The organism is Enterobacter nematophilus, from assembly GCF_026344075.1.
GTDB classification, from domain to species: Bacteria; Pseudomonadota; Gammaproteobacteria; order Enterobacterales; family Enterobacteriaceae; genus Enterobacter; species Enterobacter nematophilus.
On the sequence record NZ_JAPKNE010000003.1, the window covers coordinates 165,170 to 177,738 of the forward strand.

Sequence of the window (12,569 nt, forward strand, 5' to 3'; positions counted from 1 at the left end):
CCCTCTCCCACGAGGAGAGGGTACAAACACTAAAAACGGCAACCTCAGGGTTGCCGTTTTGCTGTTAACCTCGCAATGCGTTCTTCGCTAAACGCGCGTCTTCCGCCTGACAGGCCGCTGCGGTGAACAGCACGTCGGTAGAGGAGTTCAGCGCGGTTTCGCAGGAGTCCTGCAGCACGCCGATGATGAAGCCGACGGCCACAACCTGCATCGCAATCTCGTTCGGGATGCCGAACATATTGCACGCAAGCGGGATCAGCAGCAGCGAACCGCCCGCCACGCCGGATGCGCCACAGGCACACAGCGACGCCACCACGCTCAGCAGCAGCGCCGTAGGCAGATCCACCGGAACGCCCAGCGTATGCACTGCCGCCAGGGTCAGCACGGTGATGGTAATAGCCGCACCCGCCATGTTCACGGTTGCACCCAGCGGGATCGACACGGAATAGGTATCGCGGTCCAGGTTCAGCTTCTCCGCCAGCGCCATGTTCACCGGAATGTTCGCCGCCGAGCTGCGGGTGAAGAAGGCGTACACGCCGCTTTCGCGCAGGCAGGTCAGCACCAGTGGATAAGGGTTACGGCGGATCTGCCAGAACACCAGCAGCGGGTTGATCACCAGCGCCACCAGCAGCATACAGCCGACCAGAACCACCAGCAGCTGGGCGTAGCCCCACAGCGCGTCAAAACCGGTGGTTGCCAGCGTGGAGGAGACCAGACCGAAGATCCCGATTGGCGCAAAGCGAATCACCAGTTTCACCATAAAGGTGACGGCGTTCGACATATCGTTCACCAGGTTTTTCGTGGTTTCGTTGCCGTGACGCAGCGCGAAGCCCAGACCAATCGCCCAGACCAGAATACCAATGTAGTTTGCATTCATCAGCGCGGTGATGGGGTTAGAAACCATGCTCATCAGCAGACCGCGCAGCACTTCTACAATCCCGGACGGCGGCGTGACATCACCGGCGGCGCTGGTCAGGTGCAGCGTGGACGGGAACAGGAAGCTGAACACAACGGCCGTTAAGGCAGCAGAGAAGGTTCCCAGAAGATACAGGAACAGAATAGGGCGAATGTTGGTTTTTTGTCCGTGCTGGTGGTTGGCAATCGACGCCATCACCAGCATCAGCACCAGTACCGGTGCGACGGCCTTCAGCGCGCCAACGAAAAGGGTGCCGAGCAGCCCCGTGGCTTCCGCGGCAGGTTTTGACACCATCGCCAGCAGAATACCCAGTACCAACCCGACCAGAATTTGTTTTACAAGGCTGCCCTGCGCCAGGCGCGCGAACAGACCGCGTGATTGTGTGCTCATACGTTATTCCTGAGTGAAATTGCGTTCCATCCTGGATGTGCTCTAAGTCACATTTGTGTCCGGATGTAAGTTTTTGTTTGCCTGGTTGAGTATCAGGGAAAGCAGCGAAAGGCGGAAGAGTAAAATGCTGGATTTTACGTGTCACATCATATTTTTTAACTATTGCGTCACAAAAGTGTGTCCACCCTCTCCCTGAGGGAGAGGGCCGGGGTGAGGGGATTACTCCACCTGCTGCTTCTTATCGTGCTGGCGGTTAACCCAGGTATTGATAAGCAGCGTCACCAGCAGAATGCCGAACACCACGCCAAGCGAGATAGCGATCGGGATATGGTAGAAATCGACGATCAGCATCTTGATACCGATAAACACCAGGATCACCGACAGGCCGTACTTCAGCATCGAGAAGCGCTCAGCCGCGCCTGCCAGCAGGAAGTACATGGCACGCAGACCAAGGATCGCAAACAGGTTAGAGGTCAGCACGATGAACGGGTCGGTCGTCACCGCGAAGATCGCCGGGATGCTGTCTACGGCGAAAATCACGTCGCTCAGCTCGACCAGAATCAGCACCAGCAGCAGCGGGGTGGCGAACAGCAGGCCGTTCTTACGCACGAAGAAGTGTTCGCTCTCGATCTTGTCCGTCATGCGCAGATGGCCGCGGATCCACTTCACCAGCGGCTTATCGCCGATACCGGTATCGTCTTCTTTCGCCAGCGCCATCTTGACCCCGGTGAACAGCAGGAACGCGCCGAACACGTACAGCAGCCATTCGAACTGGGCAATCAGCCAGCTGCCGGCGAAGATCATGATGGTACGCAGGACAATGGCACCCAATACGCCGTATACCAGCACGCGGCGCTGCAGGGCAGCAGGCACGGCAAAGTAGCTGAACAGCATCAGCCAGACGAAGACGTTATCAACCGCAAGGGCTTTTTCAATCAAATAGCCGGTGAGGAAAGCGAGCGCCTGAGGATCGGCCACCGCACGGCCTTCGGTCGAGGCCAGATACCACCAGAAGGCGGCGCAGAAAAGGAGTGAGAGGCTAACCCACACCAGTGACCAGACGGCGGCCTGCTTGACGCTCATGCCGTGCTCGCCGCGACGACCCTGCAAAAAGAGGTCGATCGCCAGCATGATGAGCACGACAACCGCGAATCCGCCCCACAGCATTGGAGTGCCGACAGAATGCATACTATTTTCCTTACACATAAAAAACAAAAACGGCTATGGTCAGAAGACGATAGCCGTTAGCTTTTTATGCATAGACCTCGCCTCCCGGCAAGGTCTCACTTACAACCATAAAGGTTGCCCGGCGACCGGATGCGGTTTTGCACGCATCGTAATGACGATCCACCGGCGAAGAAGTTACTCCCCTTTGCAGGTAACAAAATATGTCAGACCATCGGTTTCGTCAATGGTCTGCGCCGTTTCATTACACAGCTTTACGCGATAGCTTCTGCGCCGACGCCGTCTGCCGGGAACACCACGCCGGTCTGGCGGCGGATCTCGGTCTGCAGCTTCGCCGTGGTGCGGCTTACCGCAAGGCCAGGGTGATTCACTTCATTATCTTCCACCAGACGGGCGAAGACCTCTGCCTCATAGAGCATAGTGTTAATATGCTGAGGCTGCGTCAGCTCCTGCGCTTTTCCGCCGCGCGGCACAAAACTCACCTTCTGGCATTCGGAGATTTTTTCGATGACCAGCGACCCGGCTTCGCCCTGAATTTCGCTCGGCAACACGGAATCGCTCACCTTGGAGTGCTGTAGCGTGACGCTAAAATCACCGTAGTCCAGCACCACCAAACCGTGCGCATCCACGCCGCTCTCCAGCAGGCTGGCGGTGGCCGTGACGCCGTGCGGCTCGCCCCACAGGGCAACCGCAGAGGCCAGGCAGTAGAAACCGATGTCCATGATCGAGCCGTTCGAGAAGGCCGGGTTAAAGGTATTCGGGTTTTCACCGTCCAGATAGCGCTGATAGCGCGACGAGTACTGGCAGTAGTTGATAAAGGCTTTACGCACTTTGCCAATTTTCGGCAGGGACTGCTGCAGCAGCAGGAAGTTCGGCAGGCTGGCGGTTTTGAACGCTTCGAACAGCACCACCTGGTTTTCGCGAGCAAGCGCAATGGCCGCTTCCACTTCCTCAATATTGGAGGCCAGCGGCTTCTCGCAGATCACATGCTTTTTGTGGCCGAGAAACAGCGCCGTTTGCGGGAAGTGCAGGGAGTTCGGGCTGGCGATATAGACCGCGTCAATGGCGTCGCTTTGCGCCATTTCATCCAGGGAGGTGAAGAGATGCTCGACAAGGTAGTCGTTAGCAAAGCTCTGCGCCTGCTCAAGGCTGCGGGAATAGACTGCGGTGAGCTTAAGTTTGCCGGTTTCGTGGGCGGCGTCGACGAACTGGCGCGTGATCCAGTTCGTTCCAATGACTGCGAAACGTATCATAAACGTTTACGTACTCCGTAGCAGGGAACCTTTAGCCACTGTAGCACGGGATTATTGCAAAACCAGTGCGCTATTCCGCATTACCATTTAACGATAAATGCGTAAGCCACAGGCGGGTGTCAAACTCCAGCTGGTGGTACTGCGGCTCCATGTGGCAGCACAGGGAATAGAACGCTTTGTCGTGCTCTTTCTCCTTCAGGTGCGCCAGCTCATGGACCACGATCATCCGCAGAAACGCTTCCGGCGCGTGACGAAACACGGTCGCCACGCGGATCTCGGCCTTCGCTTTCAGCTTGCCGCCCTGCACGCGGGAGATAGCGGTGTGCAGGCCGAGCGCGTTTTTAAGCACGTGGATCTTGTTGTCGTACATCACCTTGTTTATCGGCGGCGCGCTCTTCAGATACCGGCTTTTTAGATCCTGCGTATACTGCCAGAGGGCCTTATCGGTCGCGAAATCGTGCGTGCCGGGGTAGCGTTTTTCCAGCACCGCGCCGAGCTTCTGCTCGGCAATCAGGCTTCGAACCTGGGAAAGTAAATGCTCCGGATAGCCCTGGAGATAAGTAAGTTGGTTCATCAAAAGCCCAAATTAATGCGAAAACGGGTATACTCACGCACCCTTTTCAGGGATACGCCAAATTTTACCATTCAGGAGGGCCGATGAGCCACTTAGACAACGGTTTCCGTTCACTCAACCTTAAACGTTTCCCGGAAACGGACGACGTTAACCCGCTTCAGGCGTGGGAAGCGGCGGATGAATATCTGCTGCAGCAGTTGGATGAGACTGAAATCCGCGGCCCGGTTTTGATCCTGAATGACGCGTTTGGCGCGCTCGGCTGCGCCCTGGCGGAGCACGCGCCTTACAGCATCGGCGATTCCTACCTGAGCGAGCTGGCGACGCGTGAAAACCTGCGCCATAACGACATCGACGAGTCCAGCGTGAAGTTCCTCGACAGCACCGCGGACTACCCGCATGCGCCGGGCGTGGTATTGATCAAGGTACCAAAAACCATGGCGCTGCTGGAGCAGCAGCTGCGCGCGCTGCGTAAGGTCGTGACGCCGGAAACCCGCATTATCGCGGGTGCTAAAGCGCGCGATATCCATACCTCAACGCTGGAGCTGTTCGAGAAAGTGCTCGGCCCGACCACCACGACGCTGGCCTGGAAAAAAGCGCGCCTGATCAACTGCACCTTTAGCGCACCGGAGCTGGCCGACGCGCCGGAGACGCTGAGCTGGAAGCTGGAAGGCACCGACTGGACCATCCACAACCATGCGAACGTTTTCTCCCGCACCGGGCTGGACATCGGGGCGCGTTTCTTTATGGAGCACCTGCCGGAAAATCTGGAAGGGGAAATCGTCGATCTGGGCTGCGGCAACGGCGTGATTGGCCTGACGCTGCTGGCGAAGAACCCGGAAGCCAGCGTGGTGTTCAGCGACGAATCGCCGATGGCGGTGGCCTCCAGCCGTCTGAACGCGGAAACCAACATGCCGGAAGCGGTGGATCGCTGCGAGTTTATGATCAACAACGCGCTCTCCGGCGTAGAGCCATTCCGCTTCAACGCCGTGTTCTGCAACCCGCCGTTCCACCAGAAGCACGCCCTGACGGATAACGTCGCGTGGGAGATGTTCCACCACGCGCGCCGCTGCCTGAAAATCAACGGCGAGCTGTACATCGTGGCGAACCGCCACCTGGACTACTTCCACAAGCTGAAGAAGATTTTCGGCAACTGCGTCACCATTGCCACCAATAACAAGTTTGTGGTGCTGAAATCGGTGAAGCTGGGTCGCCGTCGCTAAGATTGTTTGCCCGGTAGCGCTTCGCTTACCGGGCTTTTTCATTCTTTTAACAAACTTATGATGCAGTTTCCTGAGTCATAGCATTAGTTTCAATTTCTATTGGAGTAACCGAGTTAGTAATCTGCACTGCCGTTAAGCGAGCTGTGACTGCCTCAGCAATATCTTCTAGTTTTGACCAAACTAGTGCCCCAGGAGGAAGACAGCTGCCTTCTATTTCGAGAATGCCATCCAAAAGATCTTTTATTTTATTGTACAAATCATCCTCTTCTTTCATATGTTTTATACAATTATCAGGTTTTTCACTACCAATCGTTTCATCAAAATATGCCTCTTCGAAATTTATGATTGATGCGATTACTCGTGAATTCTCGCTTTGATTAGCTAATATTTTATTATTATTAGTCCATGCAGGATTTACACTTTCGAATGTCTCGTAAACAATCAAATCTGGAGTGCTCAATTTTTTATTCTTTCTTTTGGAAATTATTAATGGTGTGTCAGTGTCGTGCAAAACATAGTATTTTACTCCAAAATGATTGAGAACTTTCATCATCGAAGCAACAGTAACTTTACCTCTGGCTCTGATAATGTTTAGGTCCTGATATTCAAAGTTGTTCCTAGATTTTTCAGTTTGTTTGATGTAATTAAATGCTGAGTATTCAGTGTCTCCCTCAACAATCATAATCCTTCCGCCGAAAAAAGCTTCCGATATGTGAGAATCGAATAGATTAATTAATTTAAGATTTTCTTTATCATTATTATCAAGTTGCGCTTTGTCGGGTCTAAACAAGGTTGTTGTTTTTATGTTATTGTCTGAATTTTTATCAACTCTAATAATTGTTGTATGATCTTTTGTAAGGTCTATAAAGCTCGGTGAATGTGTGGCGATCATTATTTGCCAGTTTTCATTATCAGGTAAACTATAAAGAACATCTCTCGCAAGAGCAGTTGCTTGTGGATGTAAACTTACTTCTGGTTCATCTAGTAATAAAACATGGGCTATGTTGGGACCTAATTTTTCGTGATATGTTTTAGCTTTTGATGACGCAGGCTTAGCAGCTACTCCTTTATCGGCCAGCAGCTTCAATATCGTCCACAGAGCTGTTCTTCTACTTCCACTCCCTTGTTTCTCTAATGGGAAAGTAGTACCATCAGTTGGACCCATTTCTAATAAAAACTCATCTCCTAATAAATCAATTTTAATCGGGGCTGTGCTTTCTGGTGAGTAAATCTTCAATGAATGGCTAGGGAATATTTGTCCAATTATTTGATTCGCTTCTTGTTCTAATGCATTAATGTTTTCACTTTGTAATTGTTTAGAGGAGTTTCGAAGTTCTCTTAATTCATCTACAAGTTTTTCATATTTACTAAATTCATCCTCATCATGTTGTTTTATAGTTTTTATCCCATCTTCAAGTAAGTTTTTCAACAAAGAGGTTATTGCCTTCGTTTGAACATCAGGATCATCAAATGTGTTAACTCTATGTGGTTTCGGTCTGCGGGATTTTGCAACGTTGTTAACACCCCAAGGCATAGTTTCTTCATCGCTTGGTTCAGCCCAGCGATTTGCATTTATATTATAACCAACTCTAATTGGATCCGAGTTTATATTCATCCATTTCCATTTTTCTTTAACCATGAAATTATCACTTCCATCTATTGGATGACACCATTTATCACCGGGCTTGTTTTCATTTGTAACGATTGAATGCACGATAATTTCAGGTAGGTGATTAACATCCACAGTTTTATTATGAAAATCTTCAATTGAGAGTTTTAATCCATCTGTAACGGCTTCATATGCTCTGAGAATAGTACTTTTACCAGCGTTGTTTGGTCCTACCAAAATGACAATTTTATCAATATCTAGAGCAATTTTCTCACTACCAATACAACCAAAGTTTGAAACTTCCAGTCTGCATATTTTGGGTACTGTTGACATGTGAAATCCTTTTTAAAAGTAGTTGATGGAATGATTTTTGAATCATTCTATATACTTACTGTTTGTATTGTATTTAGCAATATGTATTTAATTAGATATGCTATTAAAATCCAGAAAATTTTAAAAATGAGATCTAAATATCATTTTAAATAATAAAGGCCTAATATTAAATGAAAGGGGTATACAACTTAAAATTAAATTGCCCGATAAATTAAGCATTACCGGGCAGTGCCGTTAAATACTCAAAGCTAATGTCGTCCCCTGCGCAATTGCCCGCCGCGCATCCAGCTCCATCGCTACGTCACACCCGCCGATCAAATGCACCGTTTTACCCGCCTCGCGCAGCGGATCGGCCAGATCCCGCTTTGGCTCCTGTCCGGCACATAGAATCACATGATCCACGCGCAGCAGCTGCGGCTCGCCGCCGATCGTGACGTGCAGACCCTCGTCGTCGATCTTCTGATAGCTCACTGCCGGGATCATCTTCACCCCGCGCGAGAGCAGGGTGGCGCGGTGGATCCAGCCCGTGGTTTTGCCCAGCCCTTCGCCCGGCTTGCTGGCCTTACGCTGGAGCATCACGATCTGGCGCGGGCTTTTCGGCAGCTGCGGCCCTTCCGGCCGTAATCCGCCGGACTGGCTCAGGCTGGTATCAATGCCCCATTCTACGCAGAACTCGGCAATGTTCTGGCTGGTGGCTTCGCCCGGCTGGCTTAAGTACATCGCGGTATCAAATCCGATCCCGCCGCAGCCGATAATCGCCACCTTCTCGCCAACGGGCGCTTTGTCACGCAGCACGTCGAGATAGCTCAAGACTTTCGGATGATCGATGCCCTCGATCGCAGGCGTGCGCGGTACGATCCCGCTCGCCAGGATCGTCTCATCGAAACCGATCAGATCCGCCGCGCTGACAAGCTGGTTAAGCCGTAGCTCGACGCCCGTTAGCTCGATCATCCGGCGGTAGTAGCGCAGCGTTTCATAAAACTCCTCTTTGCCGGGGATCTGTTTGGCGATATTAAACTGCCCGCCAATCTCCGCCAGCGCATCAAACAGCGTCACGCTGTGCCCGCGCGAGGCGGCATTCACCGCAAACGCCAGCCCTGCGGGGCCAGCGCCCACCACGGCCAGGCGTTTTTTATTGACCGCCGGAACCACCGGCATTTTGGTTTCATGGCAGGCGCGCGGGTTAACCAGGCAAGAGGTGACCTTCCCGACGAAGATCCGATCCAGACAGGCCTGGTTACAGCCGATGCAGGTGTTGATCTCATCCGCGCGGCCGCTTTGCGCTTTGGAGAGCAGTTCCGCATCCGCGAGGAACGGACGCGCCATCGACACCATATCGGCATCGCCGCGTGAGATCACATCGTCCGCCACCTGCGGGTCGTTAATGCGGTTAGTGGTGACCAGCGGAACGGAAACTTTGCCCTTCAGCTTGCGCGTCACCCAGCTGAACGCCGCGCGCGGCACCGGCGTGGCAATGGTCGGAATGCGCGCCTCGTGCCAGCCGATGCCGGTGTTGATAATCGTGGCGCCTGCGGCTTCAATCGCCTGCGCCAGCTGCACGGTTTCGTCGAACGTGCCGCCGCCCTCTACCAGGTCGAGCATCGACAGGCGGAAGATGATAATAAAATCCGCGCCCGCACGTTCGCGCACCGCGCGCACCACCTCCACGGCAAAGCGCATCCGGCGGGCATAGTCGCCTCCCCATTCGTCGTCGCGCTGGTTGGTGCGGGCGGCGAGGAATTCGTTAATCAGATAGCCTTCGGAGCCCATCACCTCGACGCCGTCGTAGCCCGCCTCACGCGCCAGCGCGGCACAACGGGCGAAATCGTTTATCAGCGTCAGGATCTCGTCGTGGCTGAGGGCATGGGGCTTGAAGCGGTTAATCGGCGCCTGGAGGGCCGACGGTGCGACCAGGTTTGGCTGGTAGCTGTAGCGTCCGGTATGCAGGATTTGCAGGGCGATTTTGCCGCCCTCGCGGTGTACCGCGTCGGTCACAGTGCGGTGGTGCGGCAGCTGTGAGGCATCGTTCAGCACCGCGCCGCCCTCCATGCCCACGCCGGAAGGCGCAGGGGCCACGCCGCCGGTGACAATCAGCGCCACCCCGTGGCGGGCGCGCTCGGCGTAGAAGGCCGCCAGACGCTCGGCCCCATCCGGATGTTCCTCCAGCCCGGTGTGCATCGAGCCCATCAGCACGCGGTTTTTAAGGGTGGTAAACCCCAGATCGAGGGGGGCGAATAACGACGGGTAGCGGCTCATAGTCTCTTCCAGTGTAAAATTATTGTTATGTGGTCGGATGAGTTACTAATTTAGCCAGCGGAGAGTAAAAGGGAAAAGGGGAATGCGGTGATTGTGATGGGATTCAAATATTGGTGCGGCCTGATGCCCTCACCCTAACCCTCTCCCACAGGGAGAGGGGACGTAATCTCCCTCTCCCTTAGGGAGAGGGCCGGGGTGAGGGGGATGCCCGCACTAACCCCGGTGCCTGCCACATCGACGTCGTCAGCCCGCTGTCCACCAGCCCGAGCTGGTCGGCGTACACCGCCTGCCATTTCTGCATCATGCCGTCGTACAGCTCGCGGTGCTGCGGGTTTGGCGTGAACTCATGGCTCCACTTCACCAGCCGCTCGCCCGTCGAGGCCATATCCGCAAACAGCCCCGCGCCAGCACCTGCCGCAATGGCGCACCCCAGCGCCGTCGCCTCCTTCACTTCCGGCACGCGCACCGGCAGCCCGGTGACGTCGCTTAATATCTGGCTCCACAGCGCCCCTTTCGAACCGCCTCCGGCAAACACCAGGCTTTCGAAGTTAACGCCGGAGAAGCGCGAGATCTGCGCCAGGTTGCAGGCCGAGACAATCGCCGCGTTCTCCTCCAGCGCGCGAAACAGCGTCGCTTTGTTGCACTTTTCCGGGTCGATGGAGAGGTTAATAAACGACGGCGCGGCGTGGTACCACTGCTTGAAATGCATCGCGTCGGAGAATATCGGCATCACCCCGTGGGAGCCCGCCGGCACGCGGCTCGCCATCTCTTCCAGCAGGGAGTAGGTGTCCATCCCCATACGCTCGGCAATCAGCTTCTCCTCCGCGCAGAAGGCATCGCGGAACCAGCGCATGGTCAGCCCGGTAAAGAAGCTGATCGACTCCGCCTGCGCCATGCCGGGAATGACGTGCGGGTTCACGCGGATGTTCATCTCGGGGTCGGTGCGCACCTGCGGCAGGTTCACCACCTGCTGCCAGAAGGTGCCGCCCAGCACCGCCGTTTGCCCGGCGCGGACCACCCCCAGCCCCAGACAGCCCAGCTGCACGTCGCCGCCGCCCATCACAACCGGCGTGCCTTCGCGCAGGCCGCTCTGCTGCGCGGCCTCTCTGGTAATTGCCCCCAGCACGGTGCCGGTCTCTTTCACCGGGGAGAGGATATCGGCGCGCAGCCCGGCCATGTCGAGCAGCGCCGGACGCCAGTCGCGGGAGAAGAGATCGAGCATGCCGGTGGTGCCCGCGTTAGACGGGTCGACCGCCAGCTCGCCGGAGAGCTTCGCCGCCAGCCAGTCGCTGATCATGGTGATGGTCGCAGCCTTGCGGTAGATGTCCGGACGGTGGTGCGCCAGCCACAGCAGGCGCGGCATGGCGCTCAGCGCCAGCGTCTGGCCGGAAACGTCATACACCTCGGATTCAAAACGATAGTCGTGGATCTCTTTGAGTTCGGCCACCTCGCGGCTGGCGCGGGCATCGACGTTGGCGCAGGCCCAGATGGCCTCGCCGTTGCGGTCATACAGCACGATCCCTTCGCGCATCGAGCAGCAGGCAACGGACTGAATATCCGCCGCGCTCAGGCGCGCGCGTTCCAGCGCCTGATGAATACACCGGCAGGCCAGCTGCCAGTTGGTGTCGAGGTCGAACTCCATCGACCCCGGCACGTTCTCCACGCTCAGGTGCTTCCACTCGGCCTGGCCGACGGCAACCTGGTTGCCCTGTAAATCGAAAATCACGGCGCGAACGCTGCCTGTCCCTGCATCTAACGCTAAAAGGTAACTCATGAGCTTGCCTCGTTGTTAGCGCAGGGCGACTCTTATTCGGCCAGAGCCAGCACCGCGCGGGCTGTCGTCTCTTCCGTCACCAGGCCATTAATACGGCGACCCTTCAGTGCGGCATAAATCGCATCGGCTTTCTCTTCCCCTCCGGCCACGCCAACGATGGTGGGCAGCTGCGCCAGTTCATCGAGCGTGACGCCCAGCAATTCTTTATGGATCTCCAGCTCCTCAACGCACTCGCCCTCCGCATTGAGGAAATAGCCGAGAATGTCGCCGACCGCCCCTTTGCGGGCGTACATCAGCTGTTCACCTTCGCTGATATAGCCGGAGCGCAGTATCGTGGCGTCACGGCGCTGGTTCACCGAACCAATGCCGACCACCGCCACGTCGGCGGCAGTCGCGGCGAGGATCACATCCCGCACGCTGGTCTCGCGTTTTAAGATCCCGGCCACCTCGGCGGATGAGACGCGAAGCGGGGCGGGGATCATGCTGACGCTGCAGGCCGCGTCGAGCTGGCCGATGCCGGTCATATACGGCCCGACGCCGCCGGAGAGCGTCACCAGGCGGATCTGCTGCGAGCTGATAAAGCCGCTCAGGTGCTGCAGGCTGCTCATGGTGGTTTCACCGAAGCCCACCGCTAACAGCTGGCCGGGCTCCAGCACGCCCATCAGCGACTGCGCCGCACCAATGCCAAGCCGCACGTTCATCGGCGGCGTATTGAGGGCGGGCATCACGCGCACCAGCTTCAGCCCAAAGCGCTGCTGTAGCTCGGTTTCCAGCGACAGGCAGCCCTCGTAGCGGGAGTTGATCTGCACGCGGATCACCCCGGACTGACGGCCCTTCTCCAGCAGGCGGGAGATCTTCAGGCGCGGCAGCCCGAGTCGCTCGCCGATGTCGTTCTGGGTCAGCCCGTCGTGGTAGTAGCACCAGGCCACGCGCGCTACCAGCTCCTCTTCCGCCAGCGCCAGCCCGGCAAATCGTCCTTCTTCCGCAGTGCGTTTATCGCTCATAGTTGAACTCTTATAAAAATTTAGATCATATGTTCGTGATGGCGCGGAGGGAAAA

The 12,569-nt window shown here is 55.8% G+C and carries 9 protein-coding genes; 1 reads left to right on the forward strand and 8 read right to left on the reverse strand.

What is annotated here, in order from left to right:
- Window positions 1–64: 64 nt before the first annotated feature.
- From sstT to OSH03_RS10540, 4 genes are all read right to left on the reverse strand, one after another.
- Entirely contained in the window at window positions 65–1,306 is a 1,242-nt protein-coding gene (sstT, locus tag OSH03_RS10525; protein WP_253543327.1) for a serine/threonine transporter SstT, read from the reverse strand.
- A 219-nt stretch (window positions 1,307–1,525) separates the two neighbouring features.
- On the reverse strand, window positions 1,526–2,494 hold the full coding sequence (locus OSH03_RS10530) for a TerC family protein (RefSeq protein WP_061096997.1): 969 nt from the start codon (window positions 2,492–2,494) through the stop codon (window positions 1,526–1,528).
- A 251-nt stretch (window positions 2,495–2,745) separates the two neighbouring features.
- Window positions 2,746–3,744 carry a Gfo/Idh/MocA family protein gene (locus OSH03_RS10535; protein ID WP_049000041.1) on the reverse strand — a complete coding sequence of 333 codons (999 nt, stop codon included), beginning with the start codon at window positions 3,742–3,744 and terminating at the stop codon, window positions 2,746–2,748.
- 70 nt (window positions 3,745–3,814) lie between these two features.
- Window positions 3,815–4,318, reverse strand: a complete 504-nt coding sequence (locus OSH03_RS10540; RefSeq protein ID WP_061096999.1) for a M48 metallopeptidase family protein — start codon at window positions 4,316–4,318, stop codon at window positions 3,815–3,817.
- An 83-nt stretch (window positions 4,319–4,401) separates the two neighbouring features.
- On the opposite strand from OSH03_RS10540, the gene rlmG reads away from it, so the two are divergent.
- Window positions 4,402–5,538, forward strand: a complete 1,137-nt coding sequence (gene rlmG / locus OSH03_RS10545; protein WP_266178989.1) for a 23S rRNA (guanine(1835)-N(2))-methyltransferase RlmG — start codon at window positions 4,402–4,404, stop codon at window positions 5,536–5,538.
- Window positions 5,539–5,593: 55 nt separating this feature from the next.
- Here the strand turns inward: rlmG and OSH03_RS10550 are convergent, their stop codons facing one another.
- The 4 genes from OSH03_RS10550 to lsrR form a co-directional block, all read right to left on the reverse strand.
- The gene (locus OSH03_RS10550; RefSeq protein WP_266178990.1) at window positions 5,594–7,480 is read right to left on the reverse strand and encodes an ATP-dependent nuclease; all 1,887 of its coding nucleotides are present in this window, start codon (window positions 7,478–7,480) and stop codon (window positions 5,594–5,596) included.
- Window positions 7,481–7,714: 234 nt separating this feature from the next.
- Entirely contained in the window at window positions 7,715–9,736 is a 2,022-nt protein-coding gene (locus OSH03_RS10555) for an NADPH-dependent 2,4-dienoyl-CoA reductase (RefSeq protein WP_266178991.1), read from the reverse strand.
- 178 nt (window positions 9,737–9,914) lie between these two features.
- Window positions 9,915–11,510 carry an autoinducer-2 kinase gene (gene lsrK / locus OSH03_RS10560; protein ID WP_266178992.1) on the reverse strand — a complete coding sequence of 532 codons (1,596 nt, stop codon included), beginning with the start codon at window positions 11,508–11,510 and terminating at the stop codon, window positions 9,915–9,917.
- 32 nt (window positions 11,511–11,542) lie between these two features.
- On the reverse strand, window positions 11,543–12,514 hold the full coding sequence (gene lsrR, locus OSH03_RS10565) for a transcriptional regulator LsrR (RefSeq protein ID WP_045260116.1): 972 nt from the start codon (window positions 12,512–12,514) through the stop codon (window positions 11,543–11,545).
- Window positions 12,515–12,569 lie beyond the last annotated feature (55 nt).